The following is a 16,262-nucleotide window of genomic DNA, read 5'->3' as shown; positions in this document are numbered from 1 at the left end:
CAACCGCTCAGGCAACCGCACCCTCAACCGGGTGCTCTACACCATGGCGATCACCCAGATCCGCGCCGACACCGAGGGCCGCGCCTACTACCTGCGCAAACGCGCCGAAGGCAAGACCGGCCGGGAGGCTCTGCGCTGCCTGAAACGACGGCTCTCCGACCTGATCTACAAGACGATGCACGACGATCTCGCCGCAGCACAGCAGCTCCAGCCGGCCTCCGGTCAGGACGGTGAGTGCGGCAGCGGCAAACGGGACACGTCTTCACGGCCGAAGCCAGCTGCGCGACAGGTTCGCAGTCCCTGACCTGCTCTTCGCTACGGCCAGTCCACCGCACCCACCGCCAGCCGAAACGCTACCGCCGAGCCCTTGCACATAGGAGCTCACCGTCGGGTTCGGTGAGCCCCTCAAGGAGAGCAGGTGGCCGTGCCGACGACGTCGAGCCGCGGGCTGGCTATCGGGCCGGCGGGGCGGGCGGCTCGGCGCCGAGCCGGGCCGCGCCGACGCCGCGCCGCCGGACCCCGTGCCGGTCGAGGATCTTCCGCACCGCGGAGAACGACCGGTCGGTGAGCTCCGCCAACTCCCTGAGTGAACGACCCGACGCGTACTGCTCGATGACGAACCGCTCCACCTGCGCCTGCACGACAGGGTCCGGGCGTGGAAATGCCGTGCCCGCAAAGGCGGGCACCGGCCGGAGCTCCGTGCGAGGCGGATACGGCACGGCGGGACGGTAACGACCCACGGCCGAGCCCGTCGTCGGCCGCCAGGTTGACGGCGCTGACCGGATGCCCGACCGGAGGTCCGCCTCGGCCGTCGCTAAGCCGGTGGGCGGGCGGGTCGAGGCACCGGTCGGAGGGTCACGGGACTGGAGAAGATCCGGTCCCCGACTGGAGGAGGCGTTCCTACCGTCCGCGACCGTGATGTCCCTGCACAAGCTGACCGCCGGGGACGGCTACACCTACCTCACGCGGCAGGTGGCGGCGCTGGATGCCACCGAGCGGGGCCACCTCGGCCTGGGTGACTACTACGCGCAGCGCGGCGAGTCGCCCGGGACGTGGGCCGGCGGCGGCCTGGCCGGACTGACCGGCATCGGCGCCGGGCACCCGGTCGGTGAGGAGCAGATGCAGGCCCTGTTCGGCCACGGGCGTCATCCGGACGCGGAGCGCCTGGAGCGGGAGGCTCTGGCCGCGGGAGGGACGCCGCCCGAGGCGCGGGCCGCGGGCGCGCTCGGCCTGCCGTTCCTGCGGTACACCACTCGTCCGGGCGGCTTCCGGGTGCGGTGCGCGCGGCAGTTCGCCGCCGCGAACGCCACGCGTGGCCTGCCGCGCGCCGCGCCCCTGCCGGCGGAGGAGCGCGCCCGGATCCGCAGCGAGGTGGCTCGGCGCTTGTTCGCCGCCGCGTACGGCCGTCCGGCGGCCGACGCCCGGGAGCTGTCGGGGTTCATCGCCCGCGCCTCGCGGCCGGCCACGCGCGCGGTGGCCGGCTACGACCTGACCTTCTCCCCGGTCAAGTCGGTGTCGGCGCTGTGGGCACTGGCGGCCCGGGAGGTGGCCGAGCAGATCGAGGACGCCCATCACGCCGCCGTCGCCGACGTCCTGGACTGGCTCGAGCGGCACGCCGGCTTCACCCGCACCGGCCACGGCGGCCTCCGGCAGGTGGAGACCCGGGGGCTGATCGCGGCGGTGTTCATCCACCGCGACTCCCGCGCGGGGGATCCGGACCTGCACAGCCACGTGGCGGTGAGCAACAAGGTGCAGGGCCGTGACGGGCGCTGGCGGGCACTGGACGGGCGGGTGCTGCACAAGGCCGCGGTGGCCGCCTCGGAGCGGTACGACACCCGGCTGCAGGCTCAGCTGGCCGTCCGGCTCGGGGTCCGGTTCGCCGCGCGTCCCGGCCGGGAGCCGGGCCGGCGGCCGGTGCGCGAGATCGTCGGCATGGACCCGCGGCTGCTCGCCGCCTGGTCCTCGCGGCGGCAGGCGATCGAGACCCGCCGCCGGACGCTGGCCACGGGTTTCCAGGACGAGCACGGGCGGACCCCGACGGCCCCCGAGGCGATCGCGCTAGCCCAGCGGGCCACCCTGGAGACCCGCGAGGCCAAGCACGAGCCCCGCTCCCTCGCCGAGCAGCGGGCGACCTGGCGGCGGCAGGCGCTCGGCGTTCTCGGCGGGCCGGCCGCGGTCGCCGGCATGCTCGACGACGTCCTGCGCCCGCGCGCCGCCGCGGCTCCTCGCCTCACCACGGCGTGGGTGCAGTCGGCCGCCGTCCGGGTGCTGGACGCGGTGGCCGGGCAGCGGGCGACCTGGCAGGTCTGGCACGTGCGCGCCGAGGCCGAACGGTGGGTCCGCGCCGCCGACCTGGCGCCGGCCGACGTGGACACCGCCGTCACCCGGATCACCGAGCGCGCCCTCTCCCCTGCCCTGTCGATCCCGCTGGGCGATCCGGATCCGGTGGTTGAGCCGGCGGAGCAGCGCCGCGCGGACGGGGCCAGCGTCTACACCGTCGCCGGCGCCCGGCTGCACACCTCCCCGGCGGTGCTGGACGCCGAGGCCGCGCTGCTGGCTGCGGCGGGCCGGACGGACGGCCGCCGCGCGGACCCGGCCGTCGTGGAGCTGGCGCTGCTGGAGACCGCGGCCAACGGCATCGACCTCAACCCCGGCCAGGCGCAGCTGGTGCGGGAGCTGGCCGGCAGCCGCGCGCGGGTGCAGCTGGCCCTCGCCCCGGCCGGCACGGGCAAGACCACCGCGCTGGCCGCCCTGGCCCGGGCCTGGTCCGCCGGCGGGGGCAGCGTGCTGGGCCTGGCCCCCTCGGCGGTTGCCACCGCCGGACTGCGCGAGGCCATCGGTTCGCGGTGCGACACCCTCGCCAAGCTGAGCTGGTCCCTGGACACCGGGAACCTGCCCGACTGGGTGGCCGGCATCGGGCCGGGCACGCTGGTGATCGTCGACGAGGCGGGCATGGCCGGCACGCTCGACCTCGCGCGCACCGTCTCCTATGTGCTGGGGCGGGGCGGGTTGGTGCGGCTGGTGGGTGACTCCCAGCAGCTCGCCTCGGTGGCCGCCGGCGGTGTGCTGGCGGAGATCGCCGCGACGCACGGCGCGGTGACGTTGACCCAGCTGGTGCGCTTCGCCGATCCGGCCGAGGCCGCGGCCACCGTCGCCCTGCGCGACGGGGAGACCACCGCGCTGGGTTTCTACCTGGACTGCGGCCGGGTGCACGTCGGCGACGGAGCCACCTGCGCCGAGCAGGCCTACACCGCCTGGGCCGCCGACCGGGCCCGTGGCGCCGACACGCTGCTGCTGGCCGCCACCCGCGAGGCCGTGCAGCAGCTGAACGAGCGCGCCCGCGCCGACCGCCTCGCCGCGCTCGGGCAGCCGGCGGGTGCGGAGGTGGCGCTGGGCGACGGCACCTGGGCGAGCACCGGGGACCCGGTCATCACCCGGGCCAACGACCGGGCGCTGCCGATCACCGCCGCCGACTGGGTGAAGAACGGTGACCGCTTCACCGTCACCGCCGTCGGCGGGGACGGCGCCCTCGCCGTCGCCCACGCCGGCACCGGACGGCGGATCATTCTGCCGGCGGCCTACGTGCGCGAGCACGTGCAGCTCGGTTACGCGACCACGGTGCACGGCGCGCAGGGCGTCACCGCCGACACCTGCCACACCGTGCTTACCGGCACCGAGTCCCGGCAGCTGCTCTACGTCGCGCTCACCCGCGGCCGCGCGGCCAACCACCTGTATGTGGCCACCGTCGGCGACGGGGACCCGCACAGCATCGTCGCGCCCGCCGCGGTGTCCCCGCCGACCGCCACCGACCTGCTGGTCGCCATGCTCGGCCGCGACGGCGCCCAGACCTCGGCCACCGGCGCCCGACGGGCGCTGGCCGATCCGGCCGTGCGCCTGCACGCCGCCGCCACCCGGTACGCCGATGCGCTGCGCGTCGCCGCCGAGCACCGCCTCGGCGCGGCGACCGGCGAAGAACTGGAGAACGCCGCCGAGCAGCTCCACCCCGGGCTGACCGCCGCGGCGGCGTGGCCGACGCTGCGAGGCCACCTGGCGCTGCACGCCCTCTCCGGCGCCGACCCCGTCGCCGCCCTGCACACCGCGGCCGCGGTCAGGGAGCTGGGCAGCGCGCACGACCCGGCGGCCGTGCTGGACTGGCGGCTGCCCGCGCCGGGTGCCGCGGGTCCGCTGCCGTGGCTGCCCGGCGTGCCGGTGGCGTTGGCCGATGATCCGCACTGGGGGCCCTACCTCGCTGTCCGCGCCGACCACCTCACCGCGTGCGCGGCCCGGGTCACCGGCACCGCCGCCGCCATGACCCCGGCCACCGCACCGGAATGGGCACAGCCGCTGCTGGACCCGGGCTCCGCGTCGCTCCGCGCCGATCTCGCCGTCTGGCGCGCCGCACACGCAGTGCCCAACGACGACCGGTGCCCCACCGGACCACCCCACCCCGCCACCACCGAACGCCGCCACCAACGACGGCTCGAGGCGGCCCTCGCCGCGACCGCCCCGACGCGGAGCGGCGCGGTGTGGGCGGCGCTGGCCGACAGCATCGATCCCCGGCTGCGCCGCGATCCGCACTGGCCGGCGCTCGCCGACCGGGTGGCCGCCGCCGACCGCGCCGGCCTCGACGCCGCCGGCCTGCTCGCAGCGCTGACGGTGCAGCGGCCGCTGCCCGACGAGCTGCCCGCCGCCGCGCTGTGGTGGCGGCTGGCGCCCCACCTCACCCCGGCCACCGTCGCCGCCGGCCCCGAGGGCGCCGGGCTGCGCCCGGACTGGTGCACCACGCTGCTGGCGCTGCTGCCCGACGACCACGGACGGCGGGTGCTGGCCGCCCCTGCGTGGCCAGCCCTGGTCGCAGCGGTCACCACCGGGATCCGCGGTGGCTGGTCCCCCGCCGATCTGCTCGCCGCCGCGGTCGCCGGCCTCCCCACCGGGACAGGGAGTGACCTGACTGCAACCGGGGTGGCCGAGGCGCTCGTCTTCCGTGTCGCCGCCCTCACCGACCCCGCGCCCGTCCGGACTCCCGAGCCGCTGCCGGCTGACCTGCAGCCGCCTGACGATGCCGACCAGCTGCTCCTCCCCCTTGAGGACCAGGCCGCTGCCGTCACCGTTGATTCGGCGGACCCGCCCCCCGATGACCCCGACGTGCCATTCGATCCCGGCCACGACACTCCCCCACCACCGGTCGCGTCGCGGTACGTCACGCCGGACCCCTTCGCCCCGACCGACGTCGACAACGCCGACTACCTGCTCGAGCAGCACTTCTGGGCCACCGCCGCCGTCGGCCGCGACCGGCTGATCGAGCTGAACACCATGACCGCCGCCTTCTTCACCGACTCCTACCCGGGCTCCTGGGCGCCCGAGTACCTGCGGAAACGGCTGGGCACCGATCCCACCGCCGATCCGCGCTTCACCCCCGGCTACGCGCCGGCGGGCTGGACCGCGCTGGTCGACCACTTGCGCGGCCGGGGTGCCACCGAGGGCGAGCTGCTCGCCGCCGGTCTGGCCCAGCGCGCGCGGACCGGGACCCTGATCGACCGGTTCCGCGACCGGCTCACCTTCCCCATCCGCGACGTCGACGGCGTCGTCCGCGGCTTCATCGCCCGCCGCAACCCTGCTGCCTCCGACAACGGACGCGCCGGCCCCAAGTACCTCAACACCCCCGGCACCGACCTCTACCGCAAGGGCGAGCACCTGCTCGGGCTGCACGAGGGTCTCCCAGCCCTGACCGCCGGCGCCGCCCCGGCGCTCGTGGAGGGGCCGCTGGATGCCGTCGCCCTTACCCTGGCCGGAGACGGGCAGACCGTCGGCGTCGCCCTCCTCGGCACCGCCCTCACCGACCGGCAGGCCGACCTGCTCCGCCCCGTCATCCGCGGCGAGGGCCCCGGCGTTCTCGTGGCGACCGACGCCGACGACGCCGGCCAGCGGGCCGCCGAACAGATGTACTGGAAGCTCACCGCCCTCGGCGACGACCCTCGGCTGCTCACCCTGCCGGGCGGGCTCGACCCCGCCGACCTCCTCCACCGCGAGGGCGCCGCAGCGCTCCGGGTCGCGATCCGGTCCGCCGGCACCCTTGCCGAGCGCCTCCTCGACGCCCGCCTTCCGGCGACCGCACACGACACGAGCCCTGCTGTTGTACGGAAAGCGGTCCGCGACGCGGCAGCCATCATCGCCGCCTCGTCCCCGGCCCGATGGCTGAACCGCATCGACCGGGTGACCCAGGCCCTGCCCGTGCCGCCGGGCACCGTCCACATGGCCGTGCTCAACGCCAGGCCGATCACCGAGCCCTCGTCGAGCAGCTACAGCTTCATGCCGCGGCGGCAGGCGAGCCTTTCGGCCCCCATGTCACCACCGCAACCGACACCATCGGAGCGTCTGACGTCCGCGCTGCCGACCATAGCGACCGCGACCTGGACTCACACCACCTAGCAGGATGCCACCCGTAGAGCACCCGGGCGGAGCCGACGGAAAGGAGCCGCAGCGGCGCGAAAGGACGTAGTGACTAGGACGGGTCGAGCACTACCGTGCGCCCTGCTTGGGGGGCACATGGCGAGGACGGGTAGCGGGGCTCAACGACTGCGGGGAAGCGCCCCACGACTGTGGGGACGCGCCCGAGCCACGTTGGAACTTGGCGAGCGCGAAGCCACGAGAGGATGGGGCGTCCTTGTACTGGCGGCGCTCGCATTGATCGTCGAGGCGAGCGCGCTGTGCCTCGACAGTCTGACACCCTGGCAGCGGGTGGGAGCGTCGCTGGCTGTGCTCGGCGCGGCACTAGTAGCGGCATCAAGGGAGTGGACCCGACGATGGCTGCGCATCCTCGGTGCTGCCGGCCTTCTCCTCCTCCTCCTCACGGTTGCTGACATCGGACGCACGTACCTCGCCGCGGAAACGGGGAGTGAAGCCCTGGAGGAGATAGCGGACCTTCGATCCATCACGGAGAACCTCTCGGCCCGAGAGCAAGAACTTGAAGAACAGGCCGAGGACTCCCGAACCGCAGCATTAGAGACTCTTGCCGCCCACATAAACATCGCAACGGTCCGCACTGAAGCGCTGGACGCCGCTCGCCTGTTACCGGACTTACTGGCCGAGGGAGGCGATCCGGAGGCCCGTCGAGCGGCCCTCGACGCCTTCGATGAGGCCTACGTCGCCAACCAGGCCAGCGAGTTTGACGAGCGACTGCGCGCGGCAGTCGACGTTGCAGCGCAGGCGGCAGCGCGGGCAGACGTCGATCCCGACCGAACTGCAGCCGACTCCGCCCTGTCGGAAGCGTGTATCACCGCATCGGAGAGCGCCCAGATCAGTCGCCCAATTGCGTGCAACGGCGACCCGTCTACCGTGCAGCTCGGCGTCGCCTTGGCCGCGGCGCGACTAGCGGTTGCCGAGTACCGTCAGGACCTGCTTGGCCGCGACCTGGACGCAGCCGCAGTGACCGAGGCCGAATCCGCACTGACCGACGCCCTCGCATCAGCGAGTGGTACCGATGAACCGTCTGCGGACCTCGTCGACGCGATAGAGGCGGGCGCCGACACATTGGTCGGCTCTTACGAATTGGGCGCTATCGCCTGGATTGCGCTCGGCGGGGCGGCACTCCTGGGGTGGCGCCACCTTGAGGTGCGTAGCACGCGCCAGATGCCCGGCCCCGTCGAGCCGAAGCTTGAGACTGCCACCGCCCCGAACACCGACGAGAGCACCGTAGATCAGAACGCGGTATTCCGAACGGCACTGTTGAAAAACGTAAGCGTGCCTGCAGCTGCCCCTGGAGCTACCCACGCCGCTGCGGTCACCGACCTCGCCCAGCTGGCTGACACCGTCGCACCGTCATGGCTCAAGCCCCTCATCACCGTTGTCGGAAGTGCCCTGTCCACCCAGGGTGGCTATCGCGCCGATGCGGACGTCGTCGCCTCTGCAACCGCGAATAAGGGCACGGAGATGAAGCAGGACGAAGAGGAGCCAGCCTGGCGTGTCTTGGTCCGGCTCACTGACCTCACCACTGGTCAGCAGGTGGCGGTACGCGAGTTGACCGGAAAGGATGCGGCGACGGCGTGCCGGGCGGCCGGCTACTGGGCTGCCGGAACCATATTGGCCCGCAGCCCCCGGGTTCCAAGTTGGTCACATTGGTCGGGGGACACTGCAAATGCGCTCGCTGCGGCGGACGACGCTAAGGAAGGAGATTGCACCACGCTGAAAGGGGCGGTTGCGCTGGCCCCGACAAGCGGCTTGCTATTGGTGAAGCTGGCCTTTGAATACGACATCGCGGGTCAGCACGCCGAGGCGCTGGCTCACTACGCTCGAGCTGTCGCCGTGCATCCCCGGTATCTGGTCGCTCGCTATCGCCTGGCAGCCTCGCTGGGCCTACAGGCGGGTGATGCCACTGAGACGTGGTTCCAGCGATCCACCTCGGAGCGCCGACGGATCACGGAGGAGTTGCGCCGCGCTCGGCAGACTCTCGGCCTTACTGACCAGAGACGGGTGGAGGAGCTCGTCCGAGCACCCCGCACCGTCGGCCCATCGTCACCGACTAGCGAGGCGTTCCAAGAGCTAGCTCGCCAGCACTATAGGGAGATAGTTCGGAGCACGCCGTGGTGGTCGGGCTACGGCTACCTAACCGGCATGGCCAGGCGCAGTGAACGTGAGCTGTGGAAGGAGGTTTTTCGCGGGGACAACTTCGCCCGCCGGATTCACTGGACAGCCAAGTCCGCAGCGCTGGTCAATGAGGTCGCAATCGAGAGTCAGCGCCGCAAACCTGCAACAGAGGATCTCTCCGCGGTACTAGGCTGGGCCCGACACCCGCGTTCGTCATGGCAAGTGAGCTACAACCTCGGCTGCTATTACGCCAGGCAGGGACTGACAGAGGATGCGCTCTCGTGGTTGGAGATTGCACGCTCGCGACCGGGCGCAGAACAGATGAACGAGCGCTGGCTTGGCAAAGATCCGGACTTGGTTAACGTGGCGCAGCACCCTCGTTTCATCAGCCTGCGCCGCTCGCTCACCAGTGTGGAGGATGTGCGTGACTGACCGCGTCGACAAGATCCTGGACGACAAGCTTCCCCTGCTGCGCGAAGCAGTCAAAGCCGGGCTCGCTAAGAGACCAGTGCTCAGCTCCCTTGTGCCGGTCATCAGGGATGAGACTCCCATGCCATACCGACGGCTGGCACCATTCGAGAGAATCCCCTTCTACGGCCGCCCTGCACTAAGCCGTCTGAGGGCGAACATTGACTGGGCCTACGAGATCGCCCTAGCCGAGCAAACGACGGCGAGAGACCTCTTTGAGCAGTCCGACGATCATCTGCGCTGGCGGTTCAGGTCCTTCGCGGAGAAGGCGCATGAATGCGAACGGGCCGCCGTCTGTCACTTGTTGAAGAGCAAGCAACTCCACGCCGGCAGGCTCGACGAGGAGACGCTCAATCGGGCTGTAGAAAGACTTGGAGGAGCATGCCGCTTCCTGGGTAAGAGTCCGATCGCCGACGACGCGAAGGATTCTGGAGTGCTCGACGATGTCCAGCAGCACACCCCAGACGGCACCGGTGGCATGGTGATCCTCTTGGAGCGAGGGCCCCTAGTTCGCCGCCTGGTCGAAGATGACCTCACCTTGACGTGGACTCGCGTCTCAGGCACCGAGGTGAGATTCGAACTGAGCGAGCAGTTCTTCCTGGACCACCCAGAGAGGGGTCGGTGGTTCTCCCCGCCTGGGACGGTGGCTAAGAAGACGTTGCATTAGTTCCTCGGTGGGCAAGATCAACTGTCATGCCGACGGCGGCCGGGCGCGCAGCCGCTACCGACACACGCTGATATGCCATGCATTCATGCACGTCGTCTTTCGATTCCCGCCTCGGGATAGGTGTCCAGGAAACCGGGTCAGGCTCCCTGCACTTCAGCAGCCCCAGAGCCGCCAGCGGTCGGAGCGCCACTCAGCTCCGGCGTCCACCGGCGTCGGGTGCCCGCGCCGCGCCAAGGTCCCACGATCAAATTGGGTAGAGCCGCGCGAGTTCGCCGAGATGCCCCGAAGGCAGCGGGTCGTGGCGTGCATGTTGTTTGAGAGCAGCACGTAGATGCCCCGTCCACTTAGGCGTCGGCCTTCCCAGATGTCTCGGTGGACCTCCCAGCCGCGTGTCCCCATCGCCGCTGAACCGTGATGGGGCGCCGACATGACATCGACCCATTCCCACGGTGTGGCACCCGCCATGGTGGTCAGCGGATCACATCCTGCTCCCGCCGAGTCGCTCCATCCCAGAAAGCCGCCAGTGAGGTCGCCGCAAGGCTCCGGCCATACGAACGTGACCAGTGCACGGCGGTTCTGCACCGTCAGTCGTAACGCCTGCAGGAGAACGTCGGCAGCCGAGGCGATTACGAGGCTCGGTAGCGCGATCTCCCTCGCGTTGACGACGGTGACGGCTCGCGGTATGCCCTCGTCTAAGTACCGGGGCCTAGATTGGAGGTTGCCGTCAAAGGCAAACCACCGGATTTCGGCCTTCCTGGCCGCGATCTGCACGATGCGGACGATGTGGCTGGCCCGCCTAATCACGCGCTCCGCCACCTTATCGGGGTCTCCATCGAACTCCGAACCGTAGGGAAGGCCGGGCCCAAGCCGTCCGGCGCGTCGGATCGACGAAGCGATCTGCTCCTCTGAGATGCCGGTGGGTGCAACGTTTGGGTCAAGCGCGTCGAGCCACCTGCGCAGCGTCTCGACCCGGCTCCGGATGTCCGCACTGACGGGTTGTGCATCGTCCCACTCGGCAAAGAAGTCATACTCTGCGCAACTTGGGACAGTGGCGTCGTCAGCCCATTCCTGAACAAAATGAACATCGTCATCGAAAGCAGCCGAGTCGTGCTTGGACGTCGCGCCATGGCTCCGGGCGATCGAGGACTCGTCGAGGTCTCCCAAGTCGCCCGCCAGAGGAAGCGGTTCGTCGTCAATACCAGCCATGTCGGCCAACTGCCCCGAAGTCAGCGGAAGCTGGTTTGTTCCAGGCAGCGGCCTCATACCAGCGGCCTGGGCCCATGCAGAGACGACGAACCACCAGTCGGCCGGCAGCCAGATCTGACGGTGGAGGCTAGGAGTGAGTGAGCTCAACGCGGCGGGGGCACCGCCGGTGTGGTCCTCGTCGTCGTGGGTCAGGACGATGACGTCAGGATCAACCTCCGCGAGCGCGCGCAAGCCATTGCCGTCCACTGCGAGGCTAAGGTCAATGACGACACCGAGCACTGGGCGCGGACGTCCCCGGTCGCGTCCCATCCACTGGCCAGTGACACCGAAGCACTCACCTGAATAGCTAGCTGGATCAGCCCGCCTACCGTAAGCAGTTATCTTCATCGGGACTCCGTCCGTGCGCTGTCACAAGGTCCCTTCGGTCCGTGGGTGAGGAAGTCAAGCCGTCTATCCGACCGATCAGAAACCCCCCACCGGTCCGACTGAGTCCGACGGGTCTTGGACGAGGCCGTTCATCGCGCGGGCTGACGACGCCGCCCTGTCGCCGCCACGTGACTCGTCCCGCGGGCCGATTCCCTATCGCGACGGCGGGACCTCCCGCGGCGCCTGACGCGCATGCCGGATCGTCGAGAGGTTGTGGTACCTGGTCGCGGTGGGGCGGGGCATCCGCTCGGTCACCACGGGCGCCCGAGATCTCGGGGCGTGTCGGGCGGCCGCGGGGTGGTCCGCGCGCCGGTTTGGCGCGTCCGCACCGGCTCGCGCGCTGGCCGGCCGGGTCGTCAGGACGGCGGCTCGACCGACGGTCAGCCGAAGGCGGTCGAGATCCGCGCCGTGAGCCTGCACGTGGCGTCCGGCCATCACCGCCCTTACCCGATCTGCGGGCATGTCCTCCATCGGCGGCAGGTCTCGTGCGTTCGCGTAAAGGCGGCCGGTGCAAGACCAGCGGTCGACAGCGGCGGCGAGTCGGTCGGCGAGGGCCGGCAACTGGTCGGCGACCTGCTGGACCGCCGCGGCCTGGCTCGGCGATGCGCGTCCCTCGTCCGGTCCGGGGGTGTCGGCGTGGACGCCGACCTGGTCGCGGAGCGCGCCGACAAGCGCCTGCGACGATGCGACGACGCCCCGGCGGTCGCCCGGCTGCCGCTGGCGCCCGTCGTGGAAGACCATGCTGGAGCGCCCGACCAGTTGCCAGGCGAGCCCGGCGAGCACCCGCGGCCCGGCGTCCTCGCCGGCCGGGCCGGCGGTCGCGGCGGCATAGCGGCTGGTGATCTCGGCGGCGGCGACGGCGGCGCGGAAGTCGCGCAGGGTCAGGTCGCCGGCCCGTTGCGCCCGGTTCAGGGCAGCGACGAGCGCCACGGCGGCATCCAGAGCGGGCACCTGCGCCGCGCCGGGTGACGGGATGGGCAGCGGAACCAGGCGGTCGAGCACCGCGTAGCCGTCGGCGGTCGGCGGATTGGCCTGGGCGTCGTGTTCGACGTCGGCGGCCGAGGAGCGGACGAAGGCCAGCTCCGGAGCCGCCCCCGGGGGCAGCAGCCGGCGACCGAGCCGGGCGCAGTGGTCGGCCGCCGCGGCCAGCTCCACGGTGGCGGCCCACCGGTGCGCGCGTCCCATGACGTCTCGGTCGCGGCCGACGAGGTCGGCGGCGGCGCCGGCGAGGTCGGTAAGCGGCCCGCCGCCGGGCGGCCACAGCCGGCCCGCTGCGGTGCAGGCCTCGGCGAGTCCGGTGGCGGTCCGCTGCCGGGAACTCGCCGCCGGGGTGAGCCCGTCGGCGGCCAGTCCGGTCAGCGCCCGGCCGAGGTGGGCCAGGGCTCCGGTGATGTCCTCGATCGTCGCCGTCGACGGGGCGGCGCTGCTTCGGGCGGTGAGGTCGTCGAGCAGCTGCTGCACCGAGGTGGCCACCGCTCAGCCCAATCGGCGCAGGGCACGGCGGGCGGCGCGGGCGGCGTCGAGGAACGGCGAGCTGGCGAAGACGTCCTCATGCAGGTCGGCGAGCGCTGCCATGGCCACCCGCAGGGTTATGCGCGGGTTGCCGTCGATCAGCTCCGTCGGCGCGGGGCGGGCGCCGGCCAGCTCGAGGAGCTCCGCGGCGTACAGGCAGTGCAGGGCGATCTCGGCGGGAACCTGTGCCCGGTCGGCGCCGACGGCGTCGAGCAGCGCGGCGGCGTAGTCGAGCGGATCGGTGGTCGTGTTGGCGGTCATCGCCTGGCTCCTTAGTCGTTGCGCTGGGTAGGGGTCGACGGTTCGCCGCCGGCCCGGGGCGCGGTGGCATCGGCGGGGCCTGTGGAGGGGTGGTCCTGCTGTGGACGCCCCGGGGCACGGGTCCACGAGCGGTGGCCGGCCCGCAGCGCCGCGGCGTCGCGGGGTGGCGGCCGGGCAGTCGTCGAGCAGCCGCCAGTGCAGCTCCCGCGCCGGGTGCCGGTCGGGCAGCGGCGCGACCGCGGCCAGGGCGGGGAGCCGACCGGCGACGTCGTAGCCGGCGGCCGCGGCGCGATCCAGCGCGGCGGCCAGCGGCGGCCAGTCCGGGCCGCACACCAGGCGCGGGTCGATCCGCGCGGCGAGGACCTCCCAGGCCCGCCCGGCCGGCTCCCGGTCGCCGTCGGGCTCGCTCTCCAGTCCGCCGGCGATCTGCAGGATGCGGGCGGCGACCGCGCGCCGCTCCTCGCCGGAAGTGGCGTCGCACCAGGCGGCCAGCAGGCGCGGGGTGTGCCGGGTCATCCAGGTCCGGCTGACCCGGACGCCGCCGGTGAGCGTCACCCAGTCGCCGCGGCTGGGCCGGGGACCGTCCTCGCCGCTCACGGGGTCACCGCCCGCGGGTGCCGGGCCGACGGGCCGGTCCCGGCGGCGGACCGCCCGCGGCCGGTGTCGCCGTCGAAGAGGTCCCGGCGCGCCTGGGCCGCCTCGGCGCTGTCGTACGCGGCGGCCCAGGAGCGGGCCGGCCAGTCGAGGTGCCGCCCGGGTGGGCAGCCGATGCCCAGCCGCTCGGCCATCCGGGTGTGGAAGGCGGGGAGGGCGTAGCGGTGCCACTCCTCCAGCGCGTGCGGCGTGGCGGCCTCGCCGGCGACGAGCCGCAGGCAGGCGAGCACCGCGAGCTCGGCGACCAGGTGCGGATGGGCGGCCCAGCAGGCGGGGATGGAATGGGTGGTCTGCCAGGCGTAGGTGGCGTTGAGCCAGCCGGCCACGTCGTCGAGCCACGGCCACAGCTGCGCGCGCAGGTGCGGTGCGCAGCCGGCCGGATCCCACGGCCGGTCCAGCAGCGGCAGGCCGGCCGGCTCGAGGCCGGCGTCCTCGGCCTGGCGGAGGTGCTCCAGGGCGGTGCGCACCGATCGCGGCGGCGCCGGAAACGGAACGACCAGCTCGGTCATGCTGCCTCCTCCCCGCCGGGCGCGCGGCCGATCCGGGCGGCCGCCGCGTGGACCCGGCCGGGTCGCTCCCCCGCACGGGCCGTGGCCGCGCGGGCGGCGGCGACCCGCGAGCGGGCGGCGGCCTGGGCCGCCAGCAGCGCCCGCCCGCGGCGGCCGGTGAGGCAGCGGTCGAGTGCGGCGATCAGCGGCGGCGCGTGCTCGGCGATGACCAGTGCACGGCCGGGCGGCAGCCGGCGGATCTCCTCCGGCCGCAGCACCGGCACGTCCTCGCCGTGGGTGGAACGCCCCCAGCCGAAGCGGCCGTAGGTGTAGCTGGTGCGCCGCACCCGGGTGGTGCCGGTGAGCTCGGCGAGCTCGCGGTTGAAGCCGCCGTCCTTGCCGCCGCCGAAGGCGACGACGACGTTGGTCAGCCCGAACAGCGCGCGGGCCTCGTCCTCGCCGTAGACGATCACCAGCTGCCGCCAGGTCTGCGCGGCGTAGAGGAAGCCGACGCCGAGGGCGCGGTCGTTGGCCATCCGGGTGCGCAGGGTGGGCAGCGGCGCGGTGGAGGGCAACTCGTCGAGGCAGGCCAGCAGCGGCGGGCACAGCCGCCCGGTGGGCGCGGCGTCGGCGAGCGTCAGGGCGGTGTCGAGGACGTGCTCGGCGAGCGCGGTCATCAGCGGCGCGGCCGAAGCGTAGGGATCGTCGCGGCCGAGCAGGTAGACGGTGCCGCCGGCAGCGAGCAGCGCGGCGAGGTCGGTGGCCGGCCGCCCGGGGCCGGGGGTGCAGCGGCGGCGGATGTCGGCCTGGAAGAACAGGCCCAGCGCCTGCTGCACGGTGGTGGCGGTGTTGCCGGCGGTGCGGTCGTCGCCGTGCAGCGCGCCGTGCAGCAGCCCGTCCCACAGCGGGGCGGCGTCCGGGTGGCCGCGCAGGATGTCGGCCGGCTGTGGACTGGCCTGCGGATGGGCGGCCCAGGCGAGGACGTCCTCGATGGTGCGGCCGGTGAGCGCGGCGGCGTGGAACCAGGCCTGCAGCACCTTGGCCGCCTCGAAGGCGTAGAAGCGGGCCGCGCTGTCGGCGCTGCCGCCGCCGACGGCGCCGGTCACGGTGCCGCCGGCGAAGGCCTTGGCGCGGCGCTCGGCGACCATCGGGTCGGCGCAGCCGGCGACCGGGTCCCACACCAGCTCCGGCAGCCCGGGCACGGCGCCGAACGGATCGAGCACGGCCACCGGCCGGCCGCCGGCGGCGCGGGCGTCGACGGTGAGCAGCAGGTCCTCGGCCTTGGTCAGCGTGACCAGGGCCGCGCCGGGGGCGCCGAGCAGCGCGGGGGCGAGCAGGTCGAGGGTCTTGCCGGAGCCCTGCGGGCCGTAGACGCCGGTGGTCCGGTCGAAGGGCACCCACAGCTCTCCCGCCGCGGGGTCGGCGCCGCGGCCGAGCCGCCACCCGACCGCGGACGGGTCGGGCGTCCGCCGTCGTCCGGTCCGGTCACGGGGGGCCGGCGACAGGTCGGGCCGGATCACCGCGGCCACCGAGTGCAGGCGGAAGCGGCCGAGCACCTGCGCGGCCTCGCCGCGGGTGGCCAGGCCCGTGGGCCCGCCGAGGACGCGCCGCCCCACCCGGACCGCTCCTGCGGTGGCGGCCAGGAATCCCGCGACCGCGACGGCGACGGCGGTGTGGACGACGCCGGGCGCCGGCACGGCCGCGGCCTGGGCGGCGCTCAGGCCGGCGGTGGCGTCGCCGGTGAGCAGCCCGCCGACCGCGGCGGCCAGGGCTCTCGGCCCGGTCGGCCACACCCAGCCGCCGCCGGCCACCGCGGCGGTGACCCCGCGCGCGGCCGGCAGCAGCAGCGCGGCGGCGGTCAGCCAGGTCAGCGCGGCGGCGGCCGGGATCTCCCAGCCGGCCGGGCCCACGTCGGCGCGCGACCGGAGTCCGGCCGGTGCGGATCGGGCTCCGGGAATGCGCACGATCTCCTCCTCGAGGTCCTGCGTTGGGGGCCA

At 73.2% G+C, this 16,262-nt stretch carries 9 protein-coding genes and 1 pseudogene; 4 read left to right on the top strand and 6 right to left on the bottom strand.

The annotated features are described in order from the left end of the window. Nucleotides 1–304, top strand: a pseudogene (locus BMZ33_RS24180) (hypothetical protein); the annotation flags it as partial. Between the two features lie 148 nt (nt 305–452). On the opposite strand, the gene BMZ33_RS16075 reads toward BMZ33_RS24180, so the two are convergent. Beyond that, nucleotides 453–641 (bottom strand): helix-turn-helix domain-containing protein, encoded by a 189-nt coding sequence (locus tag BMZ33_RS16075; RefSeq protein WP_169064427.1) that lies wholly within the window; start codon nt 639–641, stop codon nt 453–455. A gap of 277 nt (nt 642–918) precedes the next feature. On the opposite strand from BMZ33_RS16075, the gene mobF reads away from it, so the two are divergent. From mobF to BMZ33_RS16060, 3 genes are all read left to right on the top strand, one after another. Further along, nucleotides 919–6,429: a MobF family relaxase gene (mobF, locus tag BMZ33_RS16070; protein WP_091112814.1), complete on the top strand. Its 5,511-nt coding sequence runs from the start codon at nt 919–921 to the stop codon at nt 6,427–6,429. A gap of 192 nt (nt 6,430–6,621) precedes the next feature. After that, nucleotides 6,622–9,015: a TPR end-of-group domain-containing protein gene (locus tag BMZ33_RS16065; protein ID WP_136697319.1), complete on the top strand. Its 2,394-nt coding sequence runs from the start codon at nt 6,622–6,624 to the stop codon at nt 9,013–9,015. Next, nucleotides 9,008–9,718, top strand: a complete 711-nt coding sequence (locus BMZ33_RS16060) for a hypothetical protein (protein ID WP_091112647.1) — start codon at nt 9,008–9,010, stop codon at nt 9,716–9,718. Before BMZ33_RS16065 ends, BMZ33_RS16060 begins: the two co-directional genes overlap by 8 nt. A gap of 153 nt (nt 9,719–9,871) precedes the next feature. On the opposite strand, the gene BMZ33_RS16055 is transcribed toward BMZ33_RS16060, so the two are convergent. The 5 genes from BMZ33_RS16055 to BMZ33_RS16030 form a co-directional block, all read right to left on the bottom strand. After that, nucleotides 9,872–11,170: a hypothetical protein gene (locus tag BMZ33_RS16055; RefSeq protein WP_136697317.1), complete on the bottom strand. Its 1,299-nt coding sequence runs from the start codon at nt 11,168–11,170 to the stop codon at nt 9,872–9,874. A gap of 333 nt (nt 11,171–11,503) precedes the next feature. Further along, entirely contained in the window at nt 11,504–12,823 is a 1,320-nt protein-coding gene (locus BMZ33_RS16050; RefSeq protein WP_091112640.1) for a hypothetical protein, read from the bottom strand. Nucleotides 12,824–12,826: 3 nt separating this feature from the next. Further along, on the bottom strand, nt 12,827–13,720 hold the full coding sequence (locus tag BMZ33_RS24175) for a hypothetical protein (protein WP_169064425.1): 894 nt from the start codon (nt 13,718–13,720) through the stop codon (nt 12,827–12,829). Further along, on the bottom strand, nt 13,717–14,286 hold the full coding sequence (locus BMZ33_RS16035) for a hypothetical protein (RefSeq protein ID WP_169064424.1): 570 nt from the start codon (nt 14,284–14,286) through the stop codon (nt 13,717–13,719). Before BMZ33_RS16035 ends, BMZ33_RS24175 begins: the two co-directional genes overlap by 4 nt. Then, a complete protein-coding gene (locus BMZ33_RS16030; protein WP_169064423.1) occupies nt 14,283–16,229 on the bottom strand; it encodes a type IV secretory system conjugative DNA transfer family protein in 1,947 nt (648 codons plus the stop codon). The genes BMZ33_RS16035 and BMZ33_RS16030 overlap by 4 nt, the downstream gene beginning before the upstream one ends. Between the last annotated feature and the right edge of the window lie 33 nt (nt 16,230–16,262).

The organism is Geodermatophilus dictyosporus (assembly GCF_900115505.1).
Classification (GTDB): domain Bacteria; phylum Actinomycetota; class Actinomycetes; order Mycobacteriales; family Geodermatophilaceae; genus Geodermatophilus; species Geodermatophilus dictyosporus.
The sequence above is the reverse complement of the archived record's forward strand: the minus strand, read 5'-3'. Positions and strand labels throughout refer to the sequence as shown.